Below are 14,953 nucleotides of genomic sequence, written 5' to 3' on the forward strand. Positions count from 1 at the left end.
CGCCCATGCGTCGTCGGCTCTGGATTCTGTTGCTGCCTCTGGGGTTGCTGCTGCTCAGTGGCGGGCTGTTGGGCACGTACTTCGAAACCAACGACGACCTGGCTATTCTGGGAATGGTGTGCGGCGCAACAACGGCTGTTCCGCAAACCAATCTGTACCTCTACTTTCACGGGTACGCAGCGCTTTGGACCAAGCTCTATGCTGCTTGGCCGCTGGTGCCTTGGTATGGCCTTACGCTTTACGGGCTGCTTTATGTAGCTACCGTGCTGGTAGGGGCGGTACTGGAGCCACTGCTGCGGCCGCATTTGCGACCCTGGCCACGGGCCTTGGTGCTGGGGTTGCTATTCGGGCTGGCCTGGCTGGAGCACGGGTTTTGGTTCAATTACACCCGCGTGCCGCTGCTGCTGGCTGGGGCTACCCTGCTCTACACGGCCACCCGCTATCCGGTGCGAGGCTGGCGGGCCATGGTGCCGGGCCTGCTGCTGGTGGGGGCCGCCGCCGGCATCCGGCCCGGTGGGGCGCTGCTGGGCCTGGTGGCGGCAGCTCCGGCGGCCTGGTGGCTGGTAGGCCGGCCGGCGCTGGGCGTGCTGGCCGGCCAGTTCCTGCTGGTGGGGGCGCTGGCCCTGGTGGTGGGCCAGAATGAAAAGGCCGCCACCTACCGCCGTTTCGATACGCGGGTAGCCTCTTTCAACGATTACCGCCTAACCACCGCACCGCCCGCCACCCGCGTGCCCAACCCCACCGACCGCCTCGCCCTGGCTGCCGCCCGCAACTGGATGTACTCCGACTCCACACTTACCGGCGAAGCCTTTTTCGAGCGGCTGGTGCAGGCCCGGCCCGCCGAGTTTCTGCGCCACACGGCCCCGGCCAAGCTTGGCCGCACCCTGAGCGGGCTGGCGCGCGACTACTTTCCGGTGCTGCTATTACTGGGGCTTTTGGGGCTGTTAGTGGGCCGCCGCCGGCCGGTGGGTCAGCGGTTGTTCTGGCTTGTGCAGGCCGGCTTTGTGGGGCTGCTGTTGGGGCTGGGCACGCTTCTGAAGCTGCCGCCCCGCGCCGCCCTGCCACTCCTGGATTTTTGGCTGCTGGCCAATCTGGTGTTTGTAGTGCGCCGGGGCCTGCTGCCGCGCCGGCCGCTGGTGGGTGGCACAGGCCACTACCTGGCAGGGCTGGCGCTGCTGCTGGCGACCGGCGCCTACGCTTACAAAACCACTCATCGGCGCTACATACTGAAACAGGAGCGGGCTGTCAACGAGTGGCAGCAGCGTAGGCTGCTGGCTTCGGCCGGCAAAAGCACCGTGCTGGTTACCGATGGCCTGGTTGCTACATATAAGTCGAACTCGCCCTTCGCGCCGGTGCCCTGGCCGGCGAAGCCGAAGCAGGTGCTCCTGCTCACTGGCTGGCCCAGCTATAGCCCCGCGCAGCCGCAGCTGCTGGCGGCCCTTACCGGCACCCGGGCCTTTGGCCCGGCTGTGGCCCGGCTTGCCACGCGGGCCGATGTAGCCTGGCTACTGACGCCCGGCGGGGCCCGGCTGGTGAATGCCCGGCTGGCTGTCAGCGGGTCGGACTGCCGGTTGAGACCGGTTGCCAACCGGTTGCCGGTGCCAGCAGTAAGGCGCTATAAACCAAGCTGTATGGGTCTAAACCCCGCAGTGAGGCCATAATTTTGTATAGCCCGTAAGGAAGGTATTTAACAGCTGGGGTGTAGTAAGTATATATCTTTAGCTTTTTACCGTACTCTCTCACTCTCCCATTCGCCATGATTACTGCCTCCGTTACCACCCGTAGTGAAGTACTCCAGAGTATGGAGGGTTTCCTGAAAGAAAATATGGGCACGTTTCTCAAGAGCGTGGAAACCAGCTGGCAGCCCGCCGACTTTCTGCCCGATTCGCGTCAGGATACCTTCTTCGACGAGGTGAAGCTGTTGCGCGAGCGGGCCCAGGGGCTCAGCTACGACCTGTTGGCCGTACTCATCGGTGACACCATTACCGAAGAGGCCCTTCCCAACTACGAAGCTTGGTTTCATCAGCTCGATGACCTCAACCGCGACCCCAACAACGGCTGGGCCCAGTGGATTCGTGGCTGGACGTCGGAGGAAAACCGCCACGGCGACCTGCTCAACCGCTACCTCTACCTCACGGGCCGCGTAAATATGCGCGAGTTCGAAATCAGCACCCATTACCTCATCAACGACGGTTTCGACCTGGGTACTGCCCACGACCCTTACCGCGCCTTCGTGTACACGTCGTACCAGGAAATGGCCACCAACATCTCGCACCGCCGGGTAGGCCAGCTGGCCCGCACCGCCGGCGACGACCAGCTTTCTAGGCTCTGCGGCATGATTGCGGGCGACGAAAACCGCCACGCCCGCGTGTACAAAACCTTCGTCGAGAAGATTTTTGAAGTCGACCCATCCGAAATGATGCTGGCCTTCGAGGATATGATGCGCAAGAAGATTGTGATGCCGGCTCACTACATGCGCGAGTTGGGCGTAGAGATGGGCAAAACCTTCGGCCACTTCACTGATGCCGCCCAGCGCTTGGGTGTGTACACCAGCCACGACTACACCGAAATTCTCGATACGCTTATCCAGGAGTGGAAAATCGAAGCCATGACCGGCTTAAATCCAGCCGCTGAAAAAGCCCGCGACTATGTAGTGGCACTGCCCAACCGCCTGCGTCGCGTGGCCGACCGTATGCCCATCCCGCGCCTGGAGTACAAGTTCAAGTGGATTGAGTAGCCACCGTAACTTATAAGGTGCAACAACATAAAAAGCCCCCGCCGTAACCACGGCGGGGGCTCTTTCTGTATTTCTAAGCTCTAAGCTCTAAGCTCTAGCGGTCCATCGACTGGCCCATTACCAGCTTACCAGTGCCATCGAGGGTATACTCTACGGTACGGCTACCGGTTGAGGCAGAGCCATCGGCGGGCGTGATAGGGAAAGTGCGCATGAGCTTATTACCGTTGATCTGGTAGGTATCCTGGCCCATGTAGCCCGAACCAGGCTCGCCAGCAGGCGTGCCGGGCATCGAGATAGGAGCGTAGCCCCGCTCAGTGAACTCGAAGCCGTAGAGGCCGCCGTTTGCTTTCTTGTTATCGGTCATCACGTACAGCTCGGGCTTGCCGTTGCCGTTCATATCGGCCGCCATTACACTCGTAACTGCCCCCATCACCGACGTGCGGATAGGATCGGTAGTGAGCGAAGAGCCACGGTAGGAGCGGATGCTGATGACGCGTGAAGCCTCCGAACCGAAAGTTTTCACCTGGAAGCGGTACTCCCCCTGCGTTACATCCTGGCTGAAGGTAACGTCGCCTTCATCGATGGCAGGCGTGGAGGGCAGGGGGCTCGACGACGACTCGGTAGTGGCTACCTGGCGCGTAGAATCGCAGGCCGACAGGGCAGAAGAGGCAACGCCAGATGCCAGCAGCAAATAGGAAAGAGAAGAAATACGCATGAGTAAAAAATTAGGGAAGATGCAAGTATGGCCCCGGCATTTGCCGGAACGGAGGGCTATCCGGGAGAGGATTTTGACCGTTTAAACGCAATGTACAAAGATTGAGTTGTATTTTTCTGATTGTTTGGTAGTCTGGCAACCCGTATATTCTGCTCCGACAGTCGTCCGGGCAGTTCGGCATCGGTTTAGGCCTCCACCCGCACGCCCTTCCAGAAGGCTACGTGCCCCCGGATATGGTTGGCTGCTTCCTTGGGCTCCGGATAGAACCAGGAAGCATCTTTGTTCAGCTCACCGTTCACCCGCAAAGAGTAGTAGCTGGCCCGACCTTTCCAGGGGCAGCTGGTATGGGCAATACTGTCTTCGAAATACTCCTGCTTAATGGAGTCGATGGGGAAATAGTGGTTGTTTTCCACTACTACCGTGTCATTGCTCTCAGCAATGACGGTATTGTTCCAGATGGCTTTCATATGGTAAAAGTTGAGGGACAGAAGCGTGAAACTACGACCTGCGGAAGCTGAGCCGCAGTGTCGATATTGCTAAACGTGCATCTTTGCCGGATGTTTAGCTGCTGCTGAAACCCGTTCTTCCTGCTATGTTCCGCTACGTCGGCCCCGAGAGTCTTAACCGTGCCCAGTGGGATGCGCTGATTACCGATGCCCCCAACGGCCTGATCTACGCCCTGTCGTGGTACCTCGATATCGTGGCGCCGGGCTGGGCAGCGCTGGTAAAGCTCGATACGCAGGGCCGCTACGTGGCCGGCCTGCCGCTGCCGGTACAGCGCCGCTTTGGTTTCCGCTACCTGAAACAGCCGCTGTTCGCGCAGCAGCTTGGCTTGTTTAGCCGGGAGGCCCCCACGCCCGCCGACTGGGCCGAAATCGGCACCCTGCTGCACCGCGAGTTCCGCTTCATCACCCGCTACTCCTTTAACACCGACAATACGCCGCTGCTCGCCGCCGCCTTGCCTGGTTTCGAAACGGCTACGTTTCACACCTATTACCTACCCCTGCACCCCGCGCACGGCCAACTGGTGGCCGGTTACAAGCCCAACCGGCGCTGGCGGCTCAATCAGGCCCGCCGCCGTGGTCTGCACCTCGAACCCAGCACCGACCTCGATCAGCTGGTGCGGATATTTGATGAAAACACGGCCCCTCTTATATATGGTGTCATCGGCGAGGAATACGAATACCGACTGCTGCGGGCCCTTCATACCCAGGCCAGCCAGAAAGGATTAGCCCAGATGTGGCAGGCCCGCACCACAGCTGGCGAAGTAGTAGCCATGCTGATGCTTTTTGAATTCAATGGCCGTCTCACCTATATTTTCAACGCCTCCACCGAAGCGGGCAAGGCAGCAGGGGCAATTTCGCTGCTCCTCGACGAGGTTTTCCGCCGGTATGCCGGCCGGCCGCTATGCTTCGACTTTGAGGCGCCCGAAGTAAGTTCAATTGCGCATTTCTACGGTAGCTTCGGCTCGGTGGAAACCCCGTTTCTGAGCATTAGTCTCAACCGGCTGCCCTGGCCCGTGCGCCAGCTGAAAGTGGCCCGCACAGCGCTGGTGCGCGCCTGGCAGCGGGGGCGGAGGTAGGTAGGGAGGGAGTCAGTTGTTGGTTGTCAGTTGTCAGGAAGAACGTCATTCAGAGCGCAGCGAAGAATGACGTTCTTCCTGACAACTGACAACTGACCTTTTCAAGAAACATTCCGCCCGCGGGCCGTGTTGGGCCTAGTGCGGCTAAGTTCTGCCGCCACCTCTCCCTACTACTTTTCTATGTCCGCAGGCTTCCGATTCCGGGATTACGTGCCCGAAGAAACGACCGATAAGGGCTTCGATTCCCTGTTCAAAATATTCATGCAGCTCGTTACCATCACCAGCGGTGACGTGGGCGAGGCGCTTTCCTGGCTCAACGAGCTCGACAAGCAGTACGGCCTGACCGACGACGGCTACGGCATGGGCAACTTCATCGAAGACCTCAAAAAGAAGGGCTACATCGATGAAAATGCCCAGGAGCCCGGTTCGTTTGAGATTACGGCCAAAAGCGAGCAAAAAATCCGTAAGTCGGCGCTGGAGGAAATCTTCGGCAAGCTCAAGAAATCGGGCACTGGCAACCACCGTACGCCCCACACTGGCCAAGGCGACGAGCAGAGCACCGACATGCGCGAATTCCGGTTCGGCGACTCGCTCGACCAGATTTCCATGACCGAGAGCATCCGTAACGCCCAGCTCAACCATGGCATTGGCAGCGGCGACGATTTTATGCTGACCGAGGGCGACCTGGAAGTGCGCGAAAACGAGCACAAAACCCAGACCAGCACGGTGCTCATGATCGACATTTCGCACTCGATGATTCTGTATGGCGAGGACCGCATCACGCCCGCCAAAAAGGTGGCCATGGCCCTGGCCGAGCTGGTGAAGCAGAAGTACCCGAAGGATTTCCTCGACGTCATCGTGTTCGGCAACGATGCCTGGCAGATTGAGGTGAAGGAGCTGCCCTATTTGCAGGTTGGTCCCTACCACACTAACACGGTGGCCGGTCTGGAGCTGGCCCTCGACCTGCTGCGCAAGCGAAAAACGTCGAACAAGCAGATTTTCATGATTACCGACGGCAAGCCCACCTGCCTGAAAGAAGCTGGCGGCTACTACAAAAACTCGTTCGGCCTCGACCGTAAAGTCATCAACAAAACCCTGAACCTGGCCGCTGCCGCCCGCCGCCTCAAAGTGCCCATCACCACCTTCATGATTGCCGACGACCCGTATTTGAAGCGCTTCGTGGAGGAGTTCACCGAAGTCAACCAGGGCAAGGCGTATTACTCCAGCCTCAAGGGCCTAGGCCACCTGATTTTCGAAGACTACAAGAAAAACCGCCGCAAAAGCCTGTAACCGCACTGTCATCCTGAGCAGAGCGAAGGACCTTATCACGTCATAACGATTCGTTCGAACGTAATAAGGTCCTTCGCTCTGCTCAGGATGACAAAACGCAAACTCGCACATCCCACTACTTCCCTATATATGCCCGCTTACGATTCGCTTTCCGCTGACCAACTCCAGAAGATAACCACCCTCGGGGCCCTCAAAAAATCCGGCTATCAGCCCCGCTCTGTGAAGACAGAGCTGCGCGACAACCTCATCAAGAAGCTGCAAAGCGGCGAAGACGTGTTTCCCGGCATCTTCGGCTACGAAGAAACGGTGATTCCAGAGCTGCAGCGCGCTATTCTGGCCGGCCACCACATCAACCTGCTGGGCTTGCGCGGCCAGGCCAAAACCCGCATTGCCCGCTTGCTCATCGGCCTGCTCGATGAGTATGTGCCGATGGTGGAAGGCTCCGAGCTCAACGACGACCCGCTGCAGCCGTTGAGCGTGTTCGCCAAAAACCTGCTAGCCGAGCACGGCGACAACACCCCCGTGGCGTGGCTGCCCCGCGCCGACCGCTACACCGAGAAGCTGGCCACGCCCGACGTATCGGTGGCCGACCTTATCGGCGACGCCGACCCTATCAAGGCGGCCACCCTCAAGCTGCCGTATTCCGATGAGCGCGTAATTCACTTCGGGCTGATTCCGCGGGCGCACCGCGGCATCTTTGTCATCAACGAGCTGCCCGATTTGCAGGCCCGCATTCAGGTGTCGCTATTCAATATTCTGCAGGAAGGTGACATTCAGATTCGGGGTTTCAAGGTGCGGCTGCCGCTGGATCTGCAGTTCGTGTTCACGGCCAACCCCGAGGACTACACCAACCGCGGCTCCATCGTTACGCCCCTCAAGGACCGCATCGACGCCCAGATCATCACCCACTACCCGAAATCCATCGAAATCGGTAAGCGCATCACCCAGCAGGAAGCCCGCATCAAGCCGGCGCAGCGGGGTATGGTAACGCTCAACGACATCGTATCAGACCTGGTGGAGCAGGTGGCCATTGAGGCCCGTGGCTCCGAGTTCGTGGATGCCAAGAGTGGCGTGTCGGCCCGCCTCACCATCTCGGCTTTCGAGCAGGTGGTGGCCGGAGCCGAGCGCCGGGCGCTGGTAAACGGCGAAAAGAACACCTACGTACGCGTGAGCGACTTTATTACCGCTGTGCCGGCCGTTACGGGCAAGGTAGAGCTGGTGTACGAGGGCGAGCAGGAGGGAGCCGGTATCGTGGCCGAGAAGCTCATGGGCAAAGCCATTCGCACGCTGTTTCTCAACTACTTCCCCGACCCCGACAAGGCCAAGAAGCTCAAAGGCCGCCCCTCGCCCTACAAAACGGTGCAGGAGTGGTTCGGCGCCGGCCACACCGTCGACCTGCTCCACGACCTGAGCACGAAGGACTACCGCACCGCCCTCGACCAGGTGCCCGGCCTGCGCGACATCGTAACCGAGCTGCACCCCAACGAGGACGCCGAAGCCACTTATTTCCTGATGGAGTTCCTGCTCCACGGCCTGAGCGAGTACAGCCTGATTTCGCGCAACCGCCTCACCGCTGGTGCCCAGTTCAAGGACCTGCTCTCGTCGATGTTCACCATGCCCTCCTTCGGCGAAGATGACGACGAAGACGACGAGGACGAAGAGGAAAAGCCCCAGCGCGGCCGCCGCCGCTAACCGCTGCCGAGGTAATTGACAAACGCCCCACGCACTAATTGGTACGTGGGGCGTTTGTCGGTTATAGCGACGTCTCCTCGTTGAACGACTTAGCCGCGACGCTGGGAGGGCTTGTATCATTGGCTAACCAGCCATGTGAGGCATTCAACGGGGAGCCGTGAAGATGCGTATCTGAATTCCCAAGCGAAAGAAGGCCCGCCGGAGTAATCCAGCGGGCCTTCTTGTGTTCAGCAAACGCTGCAACTACAGCTTACGGGCCTTGAGCTCCTGCTCGGCGCTTTTGAGTTGATACTCCAGCGACTTTAGCTTGGCCTTTTCGGTTTCTACCAGCCGGTCCTGGTCGCTGATTTGGTTGCGCAGGTCGCTGATGCGCTGGGCCTGGGCCGCAATAACCGGGTTGCTCGAATCCATGTCGGACTTGAAGGCCGCGCATCCCGAGGTGCCCAGCAACAGGGCCGCACCCAAAACGAAAGACGGAAACAGGCGAGTATTAAACGAATTCTTCATGTGGCAAAGGATAGGGTAAGCGGCTGAAAACACAGCCGTACCCTGTTTTACGGGCCTTTTACTGTGGAGTTGTAGCCGGGCACTGCCCGGAGCGACTATTGACGACAAAAAAGCCTCCGTCGGCCGAAGCTGACGGAGGCTTTTTGCAGCGGTTGGGCGGCTGGCTTAGGCCTGCTCGCTCACCACAACCTTCTGGATTTCGTCATCGGCTTTTATCTGCTCGATGATGTCGAGGCCCTCCACTACTTTACCGAACACCGTGTGGTTGCGGTCGAGGTGGGCGGTGTTGTCGCGCGAGTGGACGATGAAGAACTGCGAGCCACCGGTGTTGCGGCCGGCGTGGGCCATGCTCAGGGCGCCGCGCTCGTGGTACTGGTGCTCACCGTTCAGCTCGCAGTCGATTTTGTAGCCAGGGCCGCCGGTTCCGGGCGTGCCTTTGGCGCCGTCGCGCGAGTTGGGGCAGCCGCCCTGAATCACGAAGTTGGGAATTACGCGGTGAAACTTGAGGCCGTCGTAGAAGCCTTTTTCGGCTAGGTCGGTGAAGTTCTTAACGGTTTTCGGTGCGTCCTGCTCGTAGAACTCAACCTTCATAATGCCCTTGCTGGTGTGGATTTCGGCAGTTTTCATGGAGTTGGCGATGGAAATGGGAAATGGAAATACTAAATGGAAATCTTACCCGCCTTACGCCCCCGGTCGGGGCGGGTTGCGGCGGTAGGCAAAGGTAGGAATTTAGCCGCCGGCCAAACATCCGGTTTCGCTGTTAGTTCGTAATCTTGCAAACGCCATCGGAAGGTGGCGGCAGTTCCTCTCTTTCCCTTTTTACCTCTTTTCATGCACAAGCTTCTGCGTTCTTCTACCCTGGCCCTGCTGGCCGCCGGCTCCCTCAGCTTTGGTCTGGCCAGCTGCGGCGACACTACCACGACCGAAACCACTACCGCTACGACCGACACGACCACCACTACCGTCGATTCGACGACGATGATGGCCGATGACGCGCGTATGGGCAAGCCCGAGGGCGTAATGGTAGATGGCGTAGCCATGCTGCCCAGCAATACCATCGTGCAGAATGCCGTAATGGCCACCAGCGTAAGCACCCTTGTGAAAGCCGTGCAGGCCGCTGGCCTCGATGGCACGCTTAGCGGCCCCGGTCCGTTCACCGTATTCGCCCCCACCAACGCCGCCTTCGATAAGTTGCCCAACGGTGCCTTGGCTGGCCTGCTGAAGCCCGAAAGCAAAGACAAGCTGGCGGCTGTACTCACCTACCACGTCATCCCCGGCCGTCTCGTAGCCCAGGATCTGAAGGATGGCCAGGAGCTGACCACCGTGAACGGTGAGAAGCTGAAGGTAATGGTGAAAGACGGCGTAGTAATGATTGGCAACGGCACAGACGCCCCCGCCACCGTACAGGTAGCCGACGTTATTTCGAGCAACGGTGTAACCCACGTTATCGACGGCGTTATCCTGCCCTTGGCTAAGTAATCAAAAGGCATTCCGCTTATCCCGGACGCTACCAAAAGCGCCGGCCACTTGTGTGGCCGGCGCTTTTTTGTTGGCAGGAACTGGAATCTGTGAGCATGTGTAGGAAGTGCCCGGAATTTGTTAGCCCGTCATGTTGAGCGGAGGCGAAGCATCTCTACTGCAATAGCATATGATTACTACTGCGGTAGAGGTGCTTCGCCTCCGCTCAGCATGACGGGTTTTTGATTTTCTGAATAGCTTCTGTACATGCGCTACTTGCCCGATGTAGGGGCGGGGCTTGTCCCCGGCCGCCGTCAGGACAGCACCGTGCCGATAGAACGAGGCCCGGCAATGCCTCGTTCTAACGGCACGGTGTAGGGGCGGGGACAAGCCCCTACACCGTGCCGTTAGATCTACGCCGCAACTTGGGTAAGCTAAAAACCCGTCCCTACAACACCACCTGTTCGGCCAACGCGGCCAGATCCAGCCCGTCGAAGGTGCCCGACGACATCATCAGCAGGTTGGCATCCTGCCAGTTCTGGGCGTGCAGGTACTTTGCCAGCTCTGCGCTGTCGGTGAACACGCGCAGGTCGGGACGCTGGAACGCAGCTTGTACCGCCTCGGGCGGCAGGGCCGGCAGGCGCTTGTGGGCTAGCACCTGCGGGTTGAAATACACCACGGCCACATCGGGCGCATCGAAGGTGTGAGCGTACTGGGGCAGAAACTCGGGGTTGAGCGAGCTGAACGTGTGCAGCTCCAGGCAGGCCACTAGCCGCCGCTTCGGGAACTGCTTCTTGAAGGCCGTGGCCGTGGCCTTGAGCTTGCTTGGGGCGTGAGCAAAATCCTTATACACCACCGAGCCTCCGCCCTCGCGTACCAGCTCAAGCCGCCGTGCCGCGCCCTTAAACGAGCCCAGCGCCTCATAAAACTCCTTGCCCTTGATGCCCAGCTGCTTGCACACTTCCTTGGCCGCCGAAATATTGCGCAAGTTGTGCTCCCCGAATATCTTCACCGGCACCTGCTCATCCTTTTTCGTCACCAGAAACGTCTGGCCGTCGCGCACCACGTTTTCGTGGGGCCCGTAGCCGATGTACTTCACATCGGGGTTGGTGGGCACGGTTACCAGCTGGGTCTGCTCGTCGTCTCGGTCATAAATCAGGACCCCGGCCTTGGGCGTCATCTCCGCGAAAATCCTGAACTGCTCGCGGTAAATTTCCTCAGTCGGAAACACGTTGATGTGGTCCCAGCTGATGCCCGAAATAACGCCGATGTGGTGCTGATACAGGTGAAACTTAGGCCGCCGGTCAATGGGGGAGGCCAGGTACTCGTCGCCTTCAATAAGGATGATGGGGGCGTCGTCGGTGAGCTGCACCATCAGCTCGAAGCCCTCCAATTGGGCTCCTACCGCATAGTCGAACTTGCGGCCGTGGTAGCGCAGCACGTGCAGAATAAGCGAGGTAATGCTGGTTTTGCCATGCGAGCCGCCAATTACGATGCGCTGCTTGTCCTTTGAGGCCTCATAGATGAACTCCGGGAACGAGTACACCCGCAGGCCCAGCTCCTGGGCCCGCAGCAGCTCGGGGTTGTCGGGCCGGGCGTGCATGCCCACAATCACGGCGTCGAGGTCGACCGTGATTTTTTCTGGAAACCAACCCTCGGCTTCGGGCAGCAGCCCGGCCGCCGCCAGCCGGCTCTTGGCGGGCTCAAAAATTTCGTCGTCGGAACCCGTTACGTGGGCCCCGCGCTGGTGGAGCGCCAGCGCCAGGTTGTGCATAATGCTGCCGCCGGTGGCAATCAGGTGCAGACGGTGGAGCGAAGAAGGAGCAGCAGAAGCCATAGGTATAGAAAAGTAGGGCCCAAAGGTAGTAGTTTGGGTTTGTTGAGGGTTGTTTGGCAAACGGATTGAGATGCTGTTATCCTGAGCGCAGCGAAGGACCTCATCCAGTAGGAACGAATTGCCCATACCGGATAAGGTCCTTCACTGCGCTCAGGATGACAGCATCTGGATTCAACCCCAGTTCCCCCTAAAAGAAACCTTTGTGGTTGCTTCCGGATTGTAAGGCCCAGCCGTTAGCTTTGTAGCCCTTTGGCCGAACAGCCGCGCCGCGCCGCGAAACCGGCTGCGAAAATACCCGTCGCGAAACTCGTTCGGTGTGCTTACCTTGTAGTGTATTTTTTTAGATGAACGACCGGATGGATGACCGCCTCAAGCAAGCAGGTTCGAGGGCTAAAGCGGCCTGGAACAGCCGCCCAGCGCACTTGCCGCAGGGCGGGCCGGCTGGTAAGCTGCCGCCCCAGGCGCTGGAGCTAGAGGCCGCCGTGCTGGGCGCGCTCATGCTCGAAAAGGATGCCCTGACCACCGTCATCGACATCCTCAAGCCCCAAAGCTTCTATAAAGACGGCCACCAGCGCATCTTCAAGGCTATTCTCAACCTGTTCGACAAGTCGGAGCCGATTGACATACTCACCGTCACGCACGAGCTGCGCGAGATGGGCGAGCTGGAGTCGGCTGGCGGCACGCATTACGTGGCCCAGCTCACGTTCAAGGTCAACTCGGCGGCCAACATCGAGTACCACTCCCGCATCATCACCGAAAACGCCATCAAGCGGGAGCTCATCAACATTGCCAGCACCATCCAGCGCGACGCCTTCGAGGATACCACCGACGTGTTCAACCTGCTCGACTCCACCGAGCAGGCCCTGTTCGAAGTGTCGGAGTCAAACATCCGCAAAAACTTCGACGACATGCGCAGCCTGATGGGTAAAGCCATCAAGGAGCTCGAAGAAAAGAAGGATCAAAAGGACGGCCTCACCGGCGTGCCCTCCGGCTTCTCGGCCCTGGATAGAGTAACCAGCGGCTGGCAAAACTCTGACCTGGTGATAATTGCCGCTCGGCCGGGCATGGGCAAGTGTTTGGGTAAGGGCACCAAGGTGCTCATGTTCGACGGCACGCTGCGCAACGTGGAAGACGTGCGCGAGGGTGAGCTGCTGATGGGCGACGATTCCACCCCGCGCCGGGTGCTTAATATTGCCCGGGGCCGCGAAAATATGTACTGGGTGCGCCAGAACAAAGGTGAGGCCTACCGCGTCAACGAAAGCCACATCCTCTCGCTTAAGCGCAGCCGCAACGAAGGCCCGCACCGCCACGGCGACGTGCTCAACATCGAAGTGCGCGACTGGCTGCAGAAAAGCCCCAAGTTTCGCTCAAACTACAAGGGCTACAAGGTGCCCGTGGAATATGCGGCGCAGCACATACCTCTGGATCCGTATTTCTTGGGCCTGTGGCTGGGCGACGGATCCTCGGACAGTTGCCGCATCACGGGTCAGGACCCGGAGATAATAGGCTACCTGCACGAGTACGCCGCCAGCCCAGACATGCAGGTAACGGTAGGTGTAGTAACGGACCGCTGCAACAGCTACGGCACAACCCGCGGCCGGCAGGGCGGCAGTATGGCCCAGTATTCGGTACAGGATGAGCTGCGCCAAATGGGCGTACTCGGCGACAAGCACATTCCGCAGCAGTACTTAAGCAACAGCCGCGAAAACCGCCTGCTCCTGCTGGCTGGCCTCATCGACTCCGATGGCCACCTCGATCCAGTGAGCAACGGCTACGAAATCACCCAGAAAAACCATCGCCTGGCCCGGCAGATCAAGTTTCTGGCCGACTCGCTGGGCTTCCGCACCTCGCTCAAGAAGAAGCGGGCTGCTATCAGCGCCATCGGCTACGAAAGTGAGGTGTCCCGTATCCGTATCTACGGCGACATCAACTGCGTGCCGGTGCGCGTGGCCCGCAAAAAGGCCCAGCCCTGGGCTTCGGTGGTCGATTGGCGCATGACCGGTATTTCGGTCGAGTTCGATAAGGAAGACGATTACTACGGCTTCAGCATCGACGGCAACCGGCTGTTTCTGCTGGCCGACTGCACCGTGACCCACAACACGGCCTTCGTGGTGTCGGCCATGCGCAACGCGGCCGTTGAGTTCAAGAAGCCGGTGGCCATCTTCTCGCTCGAAATGTCGTCGCTGCAGCTCGTGAATCGTCTGATTTCGGCGGAGGCAGAGCTGGATTCAGAGAAAATCAAGAAGGGCAATTTGGCCGACCACGAGTGGGCCCAGCTCAACCACAAGATTTCCAACCTCTCGTCGGCCCCGATTTACATCGACGACACGCCCGGCCTCAGTATCCGGGAGCTACGCACCAAGTGCCGCCGCCTGAAAGCACACCACGATATTTCGATGATTATCATCGACTATCTGCAGCTGATGACCGGTAATACCGACGGCAAGGGCGCCGGCAACCGAGAGCAGGAAATTGCCAGTATCTCGCGGGCGCTCAAGGGCATTGCCAAGGAGTTGAACGTGCCCGTACTGGCCCTTTCGCAGCTTTCGCGCTCGGTAGAAACCCGCGGCGGCGACAAGAAGCCCCAGCTTAGTGACCTGCGCGAATCGGGGTCCATTGAGCAGGACGCCGACATGGTAATCTTCCTCTACCGCCCCGAGTACTACAAAATCACGGAAGACGAGATGGGCAACCCCACCCAGGGCACGGGCGAGGTTATTATTGCCAAGCACCGGAACGGCTCCCTGGAAACCGTGCAGCTCAAGTTCATCGGTAAGTTCACCAAGTTCGCCGACCTCGACGGCGGCGGGGGCTTCGATGATGGCTTCAACCCCAGCTCCTTTCCTACCAGCACCTTCGACGACGACCAGTCCGGCGGCTTTGCGCCCAACACCATCCGGCTGGGCTCGCGCATCAACAACGACTCGCCGCCGCCGGCTCAGCCCTTCCCGCGTAGCAACTTCGACGACGGCCCACCGCCGTTTTAAAAGCCGGCCAAAACTGCTCCGGTGCTTCCGGAATTCTTAGCCCACTTCCTGCTAAAATGCCACACGCCCGCTGCTACAGCGGGCGTGTGGCATTTTAGCAGGAAGTGGGCCGGCGCAGAGCAAGGCCAGACGGTGGCAGAAGTGGCAG

Annotated in this window: 12 protein-coding genes; 7 read left to right on the forward strand and 5 right to left on the reverse strand. The window is 59.5% G+C overall.

Annotated elements, in window-relative coordinates:
* Positions 1 to 5: 5 nt before the first annotated feature.
* Together HW554_RS12415 and HW554_RS12420 are read left to right on the forward strand one after the other, a co-directional pair.
* Positions 6 to 1,661 (forward strand): hypothetical protein, encoded by a 1,656-nt coding sequence (locus HW554_RS12415; protein WP_176908916.1) that lies wholly within the window; start codon positions 6 to 8, stop codon positions 1,659 to 1,661.
* 95 nt (positions 1,662 to 1,756) lie between these two features.
* Positions 1,757 to 2,737: an acyl-ACP desaturase gene (locus HW554_RS12420; RefSeq protein WP_176908917.1), complete on the forward strand. Its 981-nt coding sequence runs from the start codon at positions 1,757 to 1,759 to the stop codon at positions 2,735 to 2,737.
* A gap of 94 nt (positions 2,738 to 2,831) precedes the next feature.
* Here HW554_RS12420 and HW554_RS12425 read toward each other — a convergent pair whose 3' ends face one another.
* Together HW554_RS12425 and HW554_RS12430 are read right to left on the reverse strand one after the other, a co-directional pair.
* Positions 2,832 to 3,452, reverse strand: coding sequence for a hypothetical protein (locus HW554_RS12425; RefSeq protein ID WP_176908918.1), 621 nt, complete (start codon positions 3,450 to 3,452; stop codon positions 2,832 to 2,834).
* 185 nt (positions 3,453 to 3,637) lie between these two features.
* Positions 3,638 to 3,919 carry a DUF427 domain-containing protein gene (locus HW554_RS12430; protein ID WP_176908919.1) on the reverse strand — a complete coding sequence of 94 codons (282 nt, stop codon included), beginning with the start codon at positions 3,917 to 3,919 and terminating at the stop codon, positions 3,638 to 3,640.
* 125 nt (positions 3,920 to 4,044) lie between these two features.
* Between HW554_RS12430 and HW554_RS12435 the strand changes: the two genes are divergently transcribed.
* The 3 genes from HW554_RS12435 to HW554_RS12445 all read left to right on the forward strand — a co-directional run bounded on the left by HW554_RS12435 (position 4,045) and on the right by HW554_RS12445 (position 8,016).
* The gene (locus HW554_RS12435) at positions 4,045 to 5,034 is read left to right on the forward strand and encodes a GNAT family N-acetyltransferase (RefSeq protein ID WP_176908920.1); all 990 of its coding nucleotides are present in this window, start codon (positions 4,045 to 4,047) and stop codon (positions 5,032 to 5,034) included.
* Positions 5,035 to 5,214: 180 nt separating this feature from the next.
* Entirely contained in the window at positions 5,215 to 6,324 is a 1,110-nt protein-coding gene (locus HW554_RS12440) for a vWA domain-containing protein (protein ID WP_116939421.1), read from the forward strand.
* 129 nt (positions 6,325 to 6,453) lie between these two features.
* Entirely contained in the window at positions 6,454 to 8,016 is a 1,563-nt protein-coding gene (locus HW554_RS12445) for a sigma 54-interacting transcriptional regulator (protein WP_176908921.1), read from the forward strand.
* Between the two features lie 243 nt (positions 8,017 to 8,259).
* On the opposite strand, the gene HW554_RS12450 is transcribed toward HW554_RS12445, so the two are convergent.
* Entirely contained in the window at positions 8,260 to 8,523 is a 264-nt protein-coding gene (locus HW554_RS12450; protein ID WP_176899186.1) for a hypothetical protein, read from the reverse strand.
* 165 nt (positions 8,524 to 8,688) lie between these two features.
* Positions 8,689 to 9,150, reverse strand: coding sequence for a peptidylprolyl isomerase (locus tag HW554_RS12455; protein ID WP_176908922.1), 462 nt, complete (start codon positions 9,148 to 9,150; stop codon positions 8,689 to 8,691).
* A 204-nt stretch (positions 9,151 to 9,354) separates the two neighbouring features.
* Between HW554_RS12455 and HW554_RS12460 the strand changes: the two genes are divergently transcribed.
* Positions 9,355 to 10,002, forward strand: a complete 648-nt coding sequence (locus HW554_RS12460; protein ID WP_176908923.1) for a fasciclin domain-containing protein — start codon at positions 9,355 to 9,357, stop codon at positions 10,000 to 10,002.
* A 427-nt stretch (positions 10,003 to 10,429) separates the two neighbouring features.
* Here the strand turns inward: HW554_RS12460 and HW554_RS12465 are convergent, their stop codons facing one another.
* Positions 10,430 to 11,818, reverse strand: a complete 1,389-nt coding sequence (locus tag HW554_RS12465; RefSeq protein ID WP_176908924.1) for a UDP-N-acetylmuramate--L-alanine ligase — start codon at positions 11,816 to 11,818, stop codon at positions 10,430 to 10,432.
* Positions 11,819 to 12,162: 344 nt separating this feature from the next.
* On the opposite strand from HW554_RS12465, the gene dnaB reads away from it, so the two are divergent.
* Positions 12,163 to 14,805, forward strand: coding sequence for a replicative DNA helicase (dnaB, locus tag HW554_RS12470; RefSeq protein ID WP_246285209.1), 2,643 nt, complete (start codon positions 12,163 to 12,165; stop codon positions 14,803 to 14,805).
* The last annotated feature ends 148 nt before the right edge of the window (positions 14,806 to 14,953 follow it).

The sequence above is a fragment of the Hymenobacter lapidiphilus genome, from assembly GCF_013377885.1.
In the GTDB taxonomy this organism is placed as follows: domain Bacteria; phylum Bacteroidota; class Bacteroidia; order Cytophagales; family Hymenobacteraceae; genus Hymenobacter; species Hymenobacter lapidiphilus.